A 14,538-nucleotide genomic window follows, 5' to 3' on the forward strand; every position below is an offset into this window, starting at 1 on the left:
CGCGCACACCCGTTAGGGTGGCGCTCTGATGCAGGCTGATCAGGTCCCCTCCGTCTGTGCCCGCCTTCCCCGCCGGGCGCCGGCAGCTGTCGCCGCCCTCCTCGCGGCGGCGACGATCGCTGCCTGCGGCGCCGCCCGCCACTTCGCCGACATTCCCCGGCCTCCGCTCCCGGTCGACCTCAGCGTCTACATCGACGGGACGCACGTCTCGGTCTCGCCCGACCGGATCGGCGCCGGACCGGTGATCCTGTTCGTGACCAACCAGGCCGCCCGGACGCGGGCGCTGTCGCTCACCGCCCCCGGCGGGGAACAGCTCGCCACGAGCGGGGGGATCGACGCCGGCCAGGCCGCGCAGGTCACCGCCGACCCGACCCGCGCGGGCGTCTACACGCTCCGCGCGGGACCTGGGATCCCCGCCACCGAGCTCACCGTCGGGCGCCTGCGACCGAACGCCGACAACGCCCTGCTCCAACCCTGAGCCTGAGCGGACCGGCTCGGCAGCCAGCCGGTACCATCCGGCGCCACTCTAAGGGCAAAGGAGGGCCGCAGTGGCCATTGACGTGAGCGCAGTCGCAACGGTGAGCACCGAACCGGGAGAACTTCCCCGGACGATGGCCGCCTGGGTGATCCGTGAGGATCGCTTCGGCGAGCCGATCGACGCGATCCAGCTAGAGGAGGTCGAGGTGCCCGAGCCGGCGGCGTTCGAGGTGATCGTTCGCGTGATGGCGGCCGGGGTCAACTTCAACAACGTCTGGGCTGCGCTCGGGGAGCCGATCAGCGTCTTCCGCTATGGGGACCACCCCATCTACAAGCACCACATCGGCGGCTCGGACGCGTCCGGGATCGTGTGGAAGGTCGGGGAGGGCGTGACCCGCTGGAAGGTCGGGGACGAGGTCGTCGTCCACTGCAACCAGGCGTCTTATGAGGATCCGGAGGTGCACGGCCTGGACCCGCTCGCAGCGCCGAGCCAGCGGATCTGGGCCTATGAGACGACATGGGGGTCCTTTGCCCAGTTCTGCAAGGTCCAGGCCCAGCAGCTGTTGCCCAAGCCCAAGCACCTCTCCTGGGAGGACGCCGCCTCCTACGGGCTCACGTACTTCACCGCCTACCGGATGCTGATGGACCGCGTCCAGCTCCAGGCCGGGCACAAGGTCCTCATCTGGGGGGCCGCCGGCGGCCTCGGAGTGTTCGCCACCCAGCTCTGTCACATCTCGGGGGCCGACTGCGTCGGCGTCGTCTCCTCCGACGAGAAGGGCGAGCTGATCAAGACGCTCGGCGCGACCGGCTACATCAACCGCAACGACTTCTCCGGCATGATGCGCCGCGGCGGCGAGAGCCCGGAGGAGGAGAAGACCCGCTTCAAGGAGTCACGGCGCTTCAGCCAGGCGGTGGAGGAGGTGCTCGGCGGGGCGCCCGACATCGTCTTCGAGCACGTCGGTCAGGCGACGTTCCCGACCTCCGTGCTCACCGTCAAGCCGTTCGGCAAGGTCGTCATCTGCGGCGCGACCTCCGGGTATCAGCTCGACTTCGACGTGCGCTACCTGTGGATGCGCCAGAAGGAGATCATCGGCAGCCACTTCGCCAACGCCTGGGAGGCGACCAAGGCGAACGCGCTCATCGAGGAGTCCAAGATCCGTCCCGTGCTGTGGCGCGTGCTCGGCTTTGACAAGGTCGCGGAGGCCCACCAGCTCCTGCGCGAGAACAAGCACCTCGGTAAGATCGCGATTCTCGTCGGAGCGACCGAGGAGGGCCAGGGCAAGACCGCGCAGGGCCCCGGCGCAATTCGAGCTGAAGTAGGAGCGTGAGCATGGCCTCAGGTGTCGTTCATATCCCCCTCTACGCGACCCTCGGCCGCGGCGACATGCTGGCCGACGGGATCGTCGACATGCTCGGTCCCGCTTCCCTCCACTACGGGGCGACCAAGTACACGGTCCAGCGCAGCCGCGACGACCGCTTCAACCTGAAGCTGATGGTCTGGTTCAACTCCAAGGACGACTGGTACCGCTACTGGGAGGGTGAGGAGGCGATCGAGTTCCGCGCGCGCTACTCCGGCAAGTACATGGTCCCGATCACCTACGTCTGGCACGACGAGATCGGATCTGACGCCGACGTCCCCGCCGTGTCCCACGTGAGCGCCGACACCGAGCTCGTCTCCTAGTCTCGCCGGCGGGGTGTCGGGCTCCTGGCACCCCGCTGTCCGGGGGGAATCTGGCCTTCGGGTCGCCTAACCTCTGAGTGAACCCCTGTACACTCAGAGCGTGACCCGCGTCCACAAGTTCACCAACCTCCTCGGCGTCGCCCTCCCCCCGGCCGCCCTCGTTCTCGGCATCGTGCTCCTCTGGCACCGGGCGATCGGACCGCTCGTGCTCGCGATCCTACTCGTCTCCTACGTGCTCACCGCGGGTGGGATCACACTCGGCTACCACCGCCTCTTCACCCACCGGTCCTTCCAGACTTCGGCGCCGATGCGGGCCGTGCTCGCGATCATCGGGTCAATGGCGCTCGAGGGCTCGGTGATCACCTGGGTTGCCGACCACCGCAAGCACCACACCTTCACCGACCAGGAGGGTGATCCGCACTCCCCGCACTTGGCTGGGCCCGGGTTCGGCGGCGCGATCAAGGGCCTCTGGCACGCGCACATGGGCTGGCTGTTTGAGTCCGTCGGCCAGGCCGAACAGGAGCGCTACGCGCCCGACCTGCTCAAGGACCCGACGATCCGCCGGATCGACCGCCTGTTCCCGCTCTGGATCGTCCTCTCCCTCGGCCTCCCCGGTCTGATTGCCTTTGCCATTGCCGGTACCTGGTGGGCGGCGCTGATGGGCGTCGTCTGGGGCGGCCTCGTCCGCGTCTTCCTCGTCCACCACATCACATGGTCGATCAACTCGGTCTGCCACTTCTTCGGCAACCGCCGCTTCGACGTCGAAGATGAGTCTCGCAACGTGTTCTGGCTTGCGCCCTTCTCCCTCGGGGAGTCCTGGCATCACAACCATCACGCCTTCCCGACTTCGGCCTTCCACGGTCTCCGGCTCGGGGAGCGGCTCACCGACCCGACCGGCCTGATGATCCTGCTGCTCGAGCGGCTCGGCCTCATCTGGAATGTCGTCCGGGTCTCACCCGAGCGCCAGGCCGCCAAGCTCGCCGGCGCCGCTTCGACGGTGCGAACCGTCGCCACGGACGCGGCGACGTCGGCGAAGCTCGCCGCCGCGAACGCGCGCCACGCTGCCACCGGTGCGGCCTCGAGCGCCCGTTTCGCCGCCTCAGAGGCCGCGGCGAACGCTAAGCATGCTGCCGCCCATGCCGGTCAGGCAGCGATCGACTCCGTCGCCAGCGGCGGGGCCGACCCCGTCGGCGCCTGAGCGATACCCGGTGCCCGCCGTACAGCAGTAGACCGCCCCGGCGCCCGCAACGCGACGCCGAGGCGGTCCGCTACTCAGGCGGACTTGCCGTGCCTCTTCGCCTTGCCGTGCCCCTTCGCCTTGCCGTGCTTCGGCTTGGCGTGCCCCTTGCCGAGGTGCTTGCCGGCCTTCTTGTCAACCTTGAAGCTGTTGGTCTCGTAGAGCCCCTTGTGGGCCTTGTGGACGGTGACCGTGATGGTTTCCCCGACCACCGGCAGCCGGCCGATGTGGATCGTGTACATCGTGCCGCCGGTCGCGTCGAGCACGAAGTCGTGGGTCGCCGGGTCGGTGCTGGCAACCGTTCCCGTCAGGGTGAGCGTGTGGGTGCGGACCGGTGTGTGGGCGATCGCCGGGGCCGCGGTGGCCGCCCCGATCGCTCCGGCGGCGACCAGGGCCGCCGCGCCGGCGCTCAGACGTGAATGGGACATATGTGACTCCTCTTTGGTTTCGATGCAGGCCGCGGAAATTCGGCCCGTCTCACTTGTGCAGACGTCCACGGAGAGCAGAAGTCAGTCGGTTTGATCCTGAGCGGGGTACCCCTTCACCAGATACCAACAGAGCACCGCCGGTAGAAACACCGCCGGTGGTGCGCCTCGGGCCCGTCGGATCAACCGTCGGCTGACCCGGTGGACCCGCTGTCGGCGCTGGAGGTGACGTCCCCGGGCGCGGAGGCGGTGCCTGAGGCGTCGGTGCTCGACGGCGCGGGGCTGGTGGATGTGTCCGTGGAGCTGACTGTCGCACTGGTTGTCGTGCCGGTCGGCGTGGTGTCCGAACCGGAGGTCGCTGTGGGGGTCGTCGTCGTGCTCGCCCCGTCCTGGGAGCCGCCGCTGCTCGCCTCCGAGACCGGTGTCTGAGCGCCGTCAGAGGCGCTCGTGCTCTGGCCGCCCGCGTCCTGGCCCGTCGATTGAGAGCTGCTGTCGGTGCCCGAGACTCCCCCGTTCTCAGGGCCGGCATGACTGGGCGTCGTGGTGGTGCCGGCGCTCTGATCCGTTCCAGAGCCGTCGGCGGCCCCGTTTGACCTCTCTGCGGTGCTCCCATCACCGATCCTCCGCGGCATCGTGGTGGCGGCGCCCAACCCGGCGGCGCGCCCAGGCCGGCTCCCGCCCGATCCACCTCCGGCACCCGCCCGGCCGAACGGACCGGCGGGGCGCCGCCCGAGCCGCGCGGCATTGTCGATGGCGTTCGGAATCGCACCCCCACGGGCGCTGGCCTCAGTCACGACCCGCCCGCGGGCATGCCCGGAACGCCCGTGGCCAGCGTGAACCGCCGCCGTCTTCTGACCGGACGGGCCGCCGAGGACGGCGTGCAATGCCGCGCCTCCGCCGAGCGCTCCGACCGCGAGCAGCACCGCCCCTCCTTTGAGGACGGCCGTGCCCCCCGCGAACGAGCTCACCGCCTCCAGGGAGACGGACGAGCTCAATGATGCCGACCCTCCGGCAAGTACTCGCGACAGCAGGGGGAAGGGAATGAGCGCGGTCATCGCCGCCCGCAGGGTGAGGCGGGCGCGGTGGGTGAGCTGGCGGACGGCGCCTTCGCTCACCTGCAGCGCGGCGGCGATCTCTGTCCGCGAGGCACCATCGAACTCGGCCGCGACGAGTACCCGCCGCTGGTTGTCCGGGAGCTCACCGATGGCCCGCAGCAGGTCCCGCACCTCGACCCGGTCGTGGACGGAGCCCTCGACCCAGCGCGGGTCGATCACCTCGGATTCGGGATCGGTGGACCCGGGCACCGCCCGGGAGGCTGACTCGGTCGCGGCGTGACGGACGATCGCCGCCAGCCACGCCCGTGGGTTGGTGACCTCCGCGCCCGCCTGCAGCGCTCGCCACGCCCGCGCGGCCCCCTCTTGGATCACGTCTTCTGCCTCTCCCGGGCCGGCCACCGACCGCGCGATCACCGTCAGCAGGCCGATATGGCGCTGCAGGAGGACGGTGAACGCACGTGGGTGACCGGCGCCGGCCAGAGCCCACAGGCGCTCGTCACTCTGGCTGCGAAGCAGCACATCGGTGATGGGGCGCGGTGCGGGGCTCACATGCCTGAGGATGAAACGAGCGTGGCCGTCAGCTGTCGCTGGAGCCGGAGCTGGAGCTGGAACCCGAGCCGGAGCTGGAGTCGCTGGAGCTGGAGCTGGAGCTGGAGCTGCTGTCGCTCGAGCTGGAGCTTGAGCTGCTGTCGCCCTGGTTGTTCTGGTCGCCCTGGTTGTTCTGGTCGCCCTGGTTGTCCTGCTGGTCAGCCTGATCGTTGGCACCCTGGTATCCCTGGTCACTGGAGGAGCCCAGCAGGGAGTACGTGCCGTTGACATCCTGTACCTGGAGCTCCACCTCCTGGCCGGGCTGGTAGACGGCGACGCTGAGCGGCGCCGGGACGCTGACGGTGATCCCGGTCCCGGAGAGGTTGTTGTCGTCGGCTGACACGGTGATCGTCCCGTTCGTCGTATCGACGGAGAGGACGACTCCCTCGAGCTGGAAGTACGGGGAGCTCTGGCCCTGGTCGTCGGTGGACTGGGCGTCCATGCCGCCGGCGGCGAGCGTGCCCGTGCTGGTCACGACCGAGCCGACCGTGGGCATCGTCGTGGTCATGTGAGCGCGACCGGCGGCATGCACGAGCAACGAGACGCCACGAGCGGAGACGGTGTAGGTGTGCGTGGCGGCATCAACGTAGCTGACCACCCCGTGGGCACGAACGGCCTGGCCGCGGCGCAGATGGCCGGTGACCTCGGTCCGCCGAGCCGCGAAGGTGCCGTTGGCGAGCCGTGTGACGGCAACCGACACACGCGAGCCGAGTGCGGGCAGGCGGCCGGCATGAACGGCGTACAGCGTTCCGTTGGGGGCGGCGACCACGAACGAGTGCGCGCGGATGTTGTGATGCACGACGGTCCCGCGAAGCTGGTGGGTGCTCGCGGCGCTCGCCGGTCCGACGCTCAGCAGGGCGACCGCGACCATGCCGGCGGCCGAGGCACCTGTGCGCTGGATGAGCTTGTGATGCGTCATGGTGGAAGTCCTCTGATTCGGATGCTGCCGTGACTATCGGCGGGATTCAACGGATAAGAGAGTCCTCCGCGTAAAAGGTCACGCGAATGTCCGAACGGCCGCCGGCAAGACGACTGGAGCGGCACGGACCGCTCAGGCGGACTCGAGCGGCCCGAGGGTGAGGCCTGCGTCAGCCAGGGCCTCCCAGTGGCCCTCCGCGTCATCTCGCGCGCCGCTGAAGACGATCGCCAGGCCGCGGCGGTGAATCCGGTCGGCCGTCCGGTACCCGTCGGCGAGTGTCATCCCGGGGATCGTCCGGGCGAGCGTCTCGGCGACATGGTCGAAGCTGTTGTGATCGTCGTTGAGGACGACGACGTTCCAGGACCCCCCGAGACCACTGCCGGGACGCCCCAGGACGGGGAGTTCCTCGATCATCAGCGGCATCTGCGTCTCTCAGCTTACCCGGCAGACGGGCGAGTGTCCCAGTAGCGGCGCAGACCGCCGTAGTTGGCCTCCCGGCCGCCCTCTCCGAGCTGGTATTCGAGCTCGCCGGGAGCCGCGCCCGCGCTGATCATGTCGGCCCGGGCGATCGCCGCCCAGCCATCGATGTCGTGGGCGGCGGCCGCGGCCGACCAGCGCTCGAGCCGCTCGGACAGCTGACGCAGGTGGGCCTCGGGGTCGTTGGCCACTCCGTAGTGGGTGTAATGCAACCGCTCCGGGGCGCAGGCGAGGAGGGCGCTGATCGAGGCCTGCCAATCGGGCGGATGGATGTCCGGTGGCGGGGTCGGCGGGAGGACGACCGCCGAGCCGGGGGCACGCGTGCCCGCGACGTCCCCGACGTAGGCGCCGCCGTCCTCGCTGAGGAAGCTGACGTGGTGGACGGCATGCCCCGGCGTATAGAGAACCTCGAACGCGCCGCTGTCGCCGAAGTCGAGGCGCTCGCCGCCGGCGAGGGTGTGCACGCGGTCGGCGGGGACCGGCTCGAAGGTGCCCCACAGCATCTCCATCCGGTCCCCGTAGATGCGAGTGGCCGAAGCCAGCAGCCGGCTCGGGTCGATCATGTGACGGGCCCCACGCTCGTGAACGTAGACCTCGAGCTCCGGGTACATCCGCGCGAGCGTGCCGGTCGCGGCGGCGTGGTCGAGGTGGATGTGGGTGAGCAGCACCGCTCGGGGCACCATCCCGTCGAGGGCGGCGAGGACGTTCGGCAGCGTCGAGGCAGGGCCTGGGTCGATCAGCAACTCACCGGCCTGCCAGCAGCAGATCGCCCGCTGCGCCCCGAGCTGGAGGACGTCGATCGCACGGGCGGTGGCAGACATCGGCGCTGGAGGCTACCGCAGCGCCCCGGCCGGACGCCACCTCCCCCACGCACCGCCCGTCGGGCCGGGACGGTCAGATACATTTGCCCGATGACGGACTCCTCCGACCACCGCCTGCCCGAGCGCGAGCGCCCGTGGGTGATGCGGACCTACGCCGGTCACTCGGACGCGCGCCGCTCCAACGAGCTGTACCGCCGCAACCTCGCCAAGGGCCAGACGGGCCTCTCGATCGCTTTCGACCTGCCGACCCAGACCGGCTATGACCCCGATCACGAGCTCGCCCGCGGCGAGGTCGGCAAGGTTGGCGTCTCGGTCGCCCACCGCGGGGACATGGAGACCCTCGTCGAGCAGATCCCGCTCGATCAGATGAACACGTCAATGACGATCAACGCGACGGCGGCGTGGCTGCTGTCGCTCTACATCGTCGCCGCGGAGGAGCAGGGTGTCGCCCCCGCCCTCCTGTCGGGCACGACCCAGAACGACATCCTCAAGGAGTACCTCAGCCGCGGTACCTACGCCTTCCCGCCCGGCCCGTCGCTGCGTCTGATCGCCGACATGATCGCCTACACGGTCGTCGAGGTTCCCAAGTGGAACCCGATCAACATCTGCTCCTACCACCTGCAGGAGGCGGGCGCGACCCCGGTCCAGGAGATCGCCTACAGCATGTCCAACGCGATCGCGGTCCTCGACGCCGTCCGCGAGCGCCTCGGCGACCGGGCCGCGGACCTGATGGGCGACGTCTTCGGCCGCATCTCCTTCTTCGTCAACGCCGGCGTGCGGTTCGTCGAGGAGCACGCGAAGCTGCGGGCGATGAGCGCGATCTGGGAGCAGATCGGTCGCGACCGCTACGGGGTGAGCGATGCCAAGCAGCTGCGCTTCCGCTACGGCGTCCAGGTCAACTCCCTCGGGCTCACCGAAGCCCAACCGGAGAACAACGTCTACCGGATCACCCTCGAGGCGCTGGCGGTCACCCTCGGCCGTAATGCCCGCGCCAGGGCGCTGCAGCTGCCGGCCTGGAATGAGGCGCTCGGCCTCCCCCGGCCGTGGGACCAGCAGTGGTCGCTGCGCCTCCAACAGATCCTCGCCTTCGAGACCGACCTGCTCGAGTACCCGGACATCTTCGAAGGGTCGGTCGTGATGGACGGCCTCGTCGCCGAACTGAAAGCCGGCGCGGAGGCGGAGATGGCCCGGGTCGCCGAGCTCGGCGGAGCCGTCGAGGCGGTCGATTACATGAAGGCTGCACTCGTCGAGAGTCACCGGGCCCGCTGGCGGCGGATCGAGTCCGGGGAGCTGACCGTCGTCGGGATGAACCGTTACGAGAGCACCGAGCCGAGCCCCCTGACGGCCGGCAACGACGGCGGGATCATGACCGTCGACCCGGCTGTGGAGGCCGAACGCCGTGCCGCGCTCGACGAATGGAAGGCCGGCCGGGACGCCGCCGCGGTCACCAGGGCTCTCGACGCGCTCGCCGCGGCGGCCAACGATCCGAACGCGAACATCATGGACGCCTCGATCGCCGCCGCCCGCGCCGGGGTGACGACCGGCGAGTGGTCTGAGACCCTCCGTGACGTGTTCGGTGAGTACCGAGCCCCGACCGGCGTTGGGGAGGCCGTCGCCGTCCCCGGCGAGGACCTGTCCGCCCTCCGTGAGGAGGTGGAGCGTGTCTCTGAGCAGCTCGGCCGCCGGATCAAGTTCCTCGTCGGCAAACCCGGCCTCGACGGCCACTCCAACGGTGCCGAGCAGATCGCCGTCCGGGCCCGCGACGTCGGCATGGACGTCGTCTATGAGGGGATCCGGCTCACCCCCGCTCAGATCGCCGCCTCCGCAGTCCAGGAGGGGGTCCACGTGATCGGCCTGTCGATCCTGTCGGGGTCCCACGCCGAGCTGATCCCCTCCGTCCTCGACGCCCTGGCCCAGGCGGGCGCCGGTGACGTCCCGGTCGTCTGTGGCGGGATCATCCCGGAGGCGGACGCGGCGGCTCTCCGCGCCGCCGGCGTCGCGGCGGTCTACACCCCCAAGGACTGGGATCTCAACCAGATGATGCGCGACCTGATCGGCCTCGTCGCCGAGCGTCACGCCAGCCCGGTGTGAGCGGACCCGGTCCGGCCGCCGCGCTCGCCCGGCGACTGCTCGACGGCGACCTGACGGCCGCCCCGGCGGTCCTCAACCTGCTCGAGACGACGACGCCGGCCGCCCGCGCCGCGGCCGCTGAGCTACTCGGCGCCCTCTCCCCCACCCGCCTCGGCCGCGAGGCCCCCGGGCAGGTGATCGGCGTCACCGGACCGCCCGGGGTCGGTAAGTCGACCCTGCTCTCTGAGCTGGCCGCGGGCTACCGGGCCCGCGGCCAGAGCGTGGCGATCCTCGCCGTCGACCCCAGCTCCAAACGCAGCGGCGGCAGCCTGCTCGGGGATCGGGCGCGGATCCGCCATGACCCGGCGGACCGGCAGGTGTTCATCCGTTCAACCGCGGCGGGTGAGCGCCTCGGCGGCCTCGCCCCCGCGACCCGGGCGGCGGCGAGCGTGCTCGCGGTCGCCTTTGATGTCGTCGTGATCGAGACGGTCGGAGTCGGCCAGTCCGAGACGGAGGTCGCCGAGGTCGCCGACACGGTCGCCGTCGTCGTCCAGCCCGGCTCCGGGGACGTCCTGCAGTTCCTCAAGGCCGGGATCATGGAGACCCCGGACGTCCTCGTCGTCACCAAGGCCGACCTGGGCCGGGTCGCCCAGCGGGCGATGGCCGACCTCCACGCCGCCCTCCGGTCGGTCGGCGCGACCGGCACCCAGGTGATCGCCGTCTCCTCGATCCCGCCTGCCACCGGAATCGACAAGCTGATCGGGGCCCTCGACGCCCACCGCGACAGCCTTGACCTTGCCGCACGCCGTCTCCGTGCCCGCCGCGCCCATGCGCTCGCGGACTTCATCGAGGAGCACGGCGCCGCCGGTCTGCGCGCCCTCGGCGGCCGCCGGGCCGCCGAGGCACAGCTCGCCGACGCCGACGCGGGACGGGACGTCGCCAGTCTCACCGCCGAGCTCGAGCGGGCCGCAGCAGGCGCCCGTGCCCGCCGCCCGTGACCCGCAACTCAGCCGGCGACGGTGCCGAGGGAGGCGATCCGCCAGCCCGCCCGGGTGCGCGTGAGCACGAGCGTGGTGATCGCCGAGGCCTCCGCTCTGGCCTGGGTGAGGGTGAGCACCCGAGCCCGGGCGCCGGTGACGGTGATGCGGCCGATCACGAGCCGGGCGCCGTGGACGCGCCCGAGGCCGATCCGCATCGCCGCCGGGCAGGCGACCCCGCCGGCGGCGATGTCGACGAGCAGCTGGGGAGCGAGGACCTGGCGGCAGATCGTCGTGTAGTCGTGGTCGTGCACAGCGCCGGCGAACTGGGCCACCTTCGCCCGCACGAGGCTCGTCTGGCTCGTCCCGCAGCCGGCGATCAGGACGGTGAGGAGGGGCACGACAAGGCCGGTGCGGAGGCGGGAGCGAACGGCTCGAGGTGACATCGCCTGAGAAGGCTAAAGGGTGAACCGGAAGCGTGGCGGGCACGTATAGAGCAGTACCGGCTCAGGATCCGGCCAGGCCCCCGTCCGCCCCGCTCACTGTGCTCATCCTCCTTCTCTTCGCCCTCATCGCCGGTGCGGGCACCGCGATCACCCCGTGTGTGCTGCCGGTCGTCCCCGCGCTGCTGTCGGCGTCGGCGACGGGGGGACGGCGACGGCCGCTCGGCATCGTCACCGGGCTGGCCGGGGCCTTCACGGTGGCGATCGTCGCGCTCGCCCAGCTCGTCAAGGGCGTCGGGCTCGCCTCCGGCGCCGCCCGCGACCTCTCCGTCGTGATCCTCGTCCTGTTCGGGATCGTGATGCTCATCCCCGAGCTCGCCCAGCGGATCCAGGCCCCGCTGTCACGGCTCGCCCGGTTCGGTCCGCGCACCCGCGGAACCGGGTTCGTCTCCGGCCTCGGCGTCGGCGCCGCGCTCGGGTTCGTCTGCGCCCCCTGCGCCGGCCCGATCCTCGCCGCGGTCACCTCCGTCAGCGCCTCGAGCGGGCCAACGGTCGAGGTCGTGATCGTTGCGCTCGCGTACTCGACCGGACTCGCCGGGGTGATGCTCCTCTACGGCTTCGGTGGCCGGGCGGTGCTGACCCGGATCCGCCGCCGCGCGCGCGGCCACGTCGTCGAGCGCAGCCTCGGGGTCGTGCTCCTGCTCACCGGAGTGGCGATGGCCTTCAACCTCGACGCGAAGCTCGATGAGTTCATCGCCCGGCACGAGCGTTCCTTGCCGGCGATCCTGTTCGACCCCACCCAGAGTCTCGAGAACTCCCACACCGTCCAGCATCAGCTCGCGAGTCTGCGTCCGACCTCCCCGTTCATCACTGCCGCCGCGCACGCGCACGCCCCCGCCATCGACGCCCACATCCCCCCCTCCGTCGGCCTTCCCGGTGTCCACACCCCGGCCCTGAGGGAGCTCGGGCGGGCACCGAACTTCGTCGACACCCAACGGTGGTTCAACACTCCGGGGAACCGCCCCGAGTCGATCACCGGGCTACGTGGACACGTGGTGCTCGTCGACTTCTGGACCTACACGTGCATCAACTGCATCCGCACGCTGCCGTTCATCGAGGGTCTCTACCGCACCTACCACCGGTACGGGCTCGACATCGTCGGCGTCGAGACGCCGGAGTTCACCTTCGAGCAGAACGCCGCCAACGTCGCGACGGCGATCCGCAGCGACGGGATCACCTACCCGGTCGTCCAGGACAACCGTTACGGCACCTGGGACGCGTACGGGAACGAGTACTGGCCGGCCGACTATCTCATCGACGCCCACGGAGAGGTGCGCCACACCCAGTTCGGGGAGGGCAACTACCTCCAGGAGGAGGCGGCGGTCCGGACCCTCCTCTATGAGGCCGGCGTCCATCACCTTCCGCCTCCGACGACCGCCCGCGCGATCATCCCCTCCCGCGCCCTGGCAACCCCGGAGACCTACCTCAACCCGATCCGCGACCAGGGCTTCCTCCAACCGATCGAGTCGGGCACCCACACCTACCGGACCCCGACCGGAAGCCTGTCACTCGACCAGTGGGCCCTCAACGGTCGCTGGAGCGCCGAGCAGCCCGCCCACTCCAACAGCGAAGGGTCGATCACGCCGGCTGCGCCGGGGGCGAGCATCAGCGGACGGGTCCAGGCAGCCAACGTCTACCTCGTGATGACCTCGAACAACAACGTCCCCCGCCGCGGCCGGGTGCTCGTCAACGGTGCGCCCGTGCGGGCGGCGGAGGCGGGCAGCGCCGTCGGTCCCGGCGGGTACTTCACCGTCCGCCAGGAGACCCTCTACAACCTTGTCCGGCTCCCCCGGGACGGCCTGTTCACGATCACCGTGCAGCTCCCCGGCGGCGTGCACGCCTACGACTTCACCTTCGGATAGGCGCCTGTCGCCGTGAACCGTGCCGGCGCGCACTAAACTGCAGGCGATGGAGGGCTCAACCGAGGTGCGCAGTTGGCTTCGCTGCTACCGCTGCTGGTCCCAGAACCTCGAGGTGCAGGTGCACTACGAGGGGATCCACCGGATTGACCCCGTCACCGGCGAGCGCGCCGAGGTCGTCGATGAGATGCAGGAGGCGGTCGTCCAGTGCCTCGAGTGCATGCACGACCAGCCTCACCTCGGTTTCCACCACGGCCGGGTCGAGCCGATCGAGGACCGCTGGGAGCGGATGATCGTCGGCACCCCGTGGGTCGCCTCCTGCACGGTCACCGTCGACGCCGACGACGTCGAGCAGTGTTCCGGGGAAGGGGCCGGGGACTCCCTCTCCTACGCCGCCTTCGGTGATCACGGCACCCGTGAGTTCTTCACCCACGTCCGCTTCCACAAGCACGAGGAGGAGCAGATCGTCGTCCACCTCCTCGTCGAACTGTACGCCCGCTCTCAGGAGGAGGCGACGGAGGTGCTCGAGGAGGCTGCCCGCGGCCAGCTCGTCGTCACGAGCCTGGCGGAGGAGTCTCGGCCGCCGGCGTCCACCGGCCGCGACGCCCACTGACCCGGCTGGGCCGCCCCGCGCGGCGCTCCGGGGCGGCCCGCCGGTGGCTCCACCACTCGATCCCGACCAGCGCGAGCGCAACGGGAACGGTCGCGGGCAGCTCGTTGACCACGAGGAAGAGCAGGTCGAAGACCGCGGCGATGAGCACGGTGAGCAGCGCCGCCCGCCTCTGCAGGACCGGCCGGGCCGACCACACGGCGCCGAGCAGGCCGGCGACGAACAGGTCCCCGTAGCCGAGGGAGATCGTCCCGAACTGCTCGGACTGGAGCTGGGGCAGCCCGCCGCCGGGGGCGGCGGCGGCGAGGACGCCGTTCGGGGCCTGCAGCAGGTTCGTCCCGACGAGCCAGACGTCGGCGGCAGCCATCGCGATCACGCCGAGCTTGAGCCAGCCCGCCGGGGTGACCGCACCGAGCAGGACCCCGAGCGTGACGCAGGAGAGGGCCGAGAGCAGCGCGGCCGCCCCCTCCCCCCAGAGCGTGCTCGGGGTACGCCAGGCGAGCAGGAACAGGATCGGCACAAGCAGGGCAAGCCACGGCCGAGCGCCGTGCATCAGCCATCCGAGGGCCGCGATCGCCAGCAGCGGCACGGCGATGAGGGCGAGCCAGGTGAGCCAGTCCGCCGTCGCGGAGGCGTAGCGGATCGCGAAGATCACCCCGACGATCGAGGCGACCGGAATCGCCGCCCAGCCGCGACCCCGGAAGCGCCGCAAGCCCGTCTGGACCCGCGGCGGCAGGGCTCGCGGGGCGGCGACGACACCGGCCTGGACACACAGCAGCGCGGCGTCGGAGGGGATCAGACCCAGGGCCATACCGCGAGCCTAGACGTCCAAGATGAGA

The 14,538-nt window shown here is 70.7% G+C and carries 15 protein-coding genes; 8 read left to right on the top strand and 7 right to left on the bottom strand.

Going from position 1 to position 14,538, the window contains the following annotated elements; translation table 11 throughout:
• The first annotated feature begins 28 nt into the window (after positions 1 to 28).
• The 4 genes from M3M55_RS12755 (at position 29) to M3M55_RS12770 (ending at position 3,356) form a co-directional block, all read left to right on the top strand.
• Positions 29 to 478 carry a hypothetical protein gene (locus M3M55_RS12755; RefSeq protein WP_249009882.1) on the top strand — a complete coding sequence of 150 codons (450 nt, stop codon included), beginning with the start codon at positions 29 to 31 and terminating at the stop codon, positions 476 to 478.
• An 82-nt stretch (positions 479 to 560) separates the two neighbouring features.
• Positions 561 to 1,805 carry a crotonyl-CoA carboxylase/reductase gene (gene ccrA / locus M3M55_RS12760; RefSeq protein ID WP_249009883.1) on the top strand — a complete coding sequence of 415 codons (1,245 nt, stop codon included), beginning with the start codon at positions 561 to 563 and terminating at the stop codon, positions 1,803 to 1,805.
• Positions 1,806 to 1,807: 2 nt separating this feature from the next.
• Positions 1,808 to 2,158, top strand: a complete 351-nt coding sequence (locus M3M55_RS12765; RefSeq protein ID WP_249009884.1) for a hypothetical protein — start codon at positions 1,808 to 1,810, stop codon at positions 2,156 to 2,158.
• A 100-nt stretch (positions 2,159 to 2,258) separates the two neighbouring features.
• Positions 2,259 to 3,356, top strand: coding sequence for an acyl-CoA desaturase (locus tag M3M55_RS12770; RefSeq protein WP_249009885.1), 1,098 nt, complete (start codon positions 2,259 to 2,261; stop codon positions 3,354 to 3,356).
• A gap of 74 nt (positions 3,357 to 3,430) precedes the next feature.
• Here M3M55_RS12770 and M3M55_RS12775 read toward each other — a convergent pair whose 3' ends face one another.
• From M3M55_RS12775 to M3M55_RS12795, 5 genes are all read right to left on the bottom strand, one after another.
• The gene (locus tag M3M55_RS12775; protein WP_249009886.1) at positions 3,431 to 3,823 is read right to left on the bottom strand and encodes a hypothetical protein; all 393 of its coding nucleotides are present in this window, start codon (positions 3,821 to 3,823) and stop codon (positions 3,431 to 3,433) included.
• A 179-nt stretch (positions 3,824 to 4,002) separates the two neighbouring features.
• Complete coding sequence (locus tag M3M55_RS12780) at positions 4,003 to 5,424, bottom strand: RNA polymerase sigma factor (protein WP_249009887.1); 1,422 nt, start codon at positions 5,422 to 5,424, stop codon at positions 4,003 to 4,005.
• 28 nt (positions 5,425 to 5,452) lie between these two features.
• Positions 5,453 to 6,382, bottom strand: coding sequence for a hypothetical protein (locus M3M55_RS12785; RefSeq protein WP_249009888.1), 930 nt, complete (start codon positions 6,380 to 6,382; stop codon positions 5,453 to 5,455).
• Positions 6,383 to 6,514: 132 nt separating this feature from the next.
• A complete protein-coding gene (locus tag M3M55_RS12790; RefSeq protein WP_249009889.1) occupies positions 6,515 to 6,805 on the bottom strand; it encodes an ATP-dependent Clp protease adaptor ClpS in 291 nt (96 codons plus the stop codon).
• 14 nt (positions 6,806 to 6,819) lie between these two features.
• A complete protein-coding gene (locus M3M55_RS12795; protein ID WP_249009890.1) occupies positions 6,820 to 7,680 on the bottom strand; it encodes an MBL fold metallo-hydrolase in 861 nt (286 codons plus the stop codon).
• A gap of 90 nt (positions 7,681 to 7,770) precedes the next feature.
• On the opposite strand from M3M55_RS12795, the gene M3M55_RS12800 reads away from it, so the two are divergent.
• On the top strand, positions 7,771 to 9,771 hold the full coding sequence (locus M3M55_RS12800; RefSeq protein WP_249009891.1) for a protein meaA: 2,001 nt from the start codon (positions 7,771 to 7,773) through the stop codon (positions 9,769 to 9,771).
• On the top strand, positions 9,768 to 10,748 hold the full coding sequence (locus M3M55_RS12805; protein WP_249009892.1) for an ArgK/MeaB family GTPase: 981 nt from the start codon (positions 9,768 to 9,770) through the stop codon (positions 10,746 to 10,748). The genes M3M55_RS12800 and M3M55_RS12805 overlap by 4 nt, the downstream gene beginning before the upstream one ends.
• Positions 10,749 to 10,756: 8 nt before the next feature.
• Here M3M55_RS12805 and M3M55_RS12810 read toward each other — a convergent pair whose 3' ends face one another.
• A complete protein-coding gene (locus M3M55_RS12810) occupies positions 10,757 to 11,173 on the bottom strand; it encodes a hypothetical protein (protein WP_249009893.1) in 417 nt (138 codons plus the stop codon).
• Positions 11,174 to 11,271: 98 nt separating this feature from the next.
• Between M3M55_RS12810 and M3M55_RS12815 the strand changes: the two genes are divergently transcribed.
• Both M3M55_RS12815 and M3M55_RS12820 read left to right on the top strand, forming a co-directional pair.
• Complete coding sequence (locus tag M3M55_RS12815) at positions 11,272 to 13,092, top strand: cytochrome c biogenesis protein CcdA (RefSeq protein WP_249009894.1); 1,821 nt, start codon at positions 11,272 to 11,274, stop codon at positions 13,090 to 13,092.
• Positions 13,093 to 13,138: 46 nt separating this feature from the next.
• The gene (locus M3M55_RS12820; protein WP_249009895.1) at positions 13,139 to 13,702 is read left to right on the top strand and encodes a hypothetical protein; all 564 of its coding nucleotides are present in this window, start codon (positions 13,139 to 13,141) and stop codon (positions 13,700 to 13,702) included.
• Here M3M55_RS12820 and M3M55_RS12825 read toward each other — a convergent pair.
• The gene (locus M3M55_RS12825; RefSeq protein WP_249009896.1) at positions 13,644 to 14,510 is read right to left on the bottom strand and encodes a hypothetical protein; all 867 of its coding nucleotides are present in this window, start codon (positions 14,508 to 14,510) and stop codon (positions 13,644 to 13,646) included. The genes M3M55_RS12820 and M3M55_RS12825 overlap by 59 nt on opposite strands.
• Between the last annotated feature and the right edge of the window lie 28 nt (positions 14,511 to 14,538).

This window comes from Conexibacter sp. DBS9H8 (assembly GCF_023330685.1).
In the GTDB taxonomy this organism is placed as follows: domain Bacteria; phylum Actinomycetota; class Thermoleophilia; order Solirubrobacterales; family Solirubrobacteraceae; genus Palsa-465.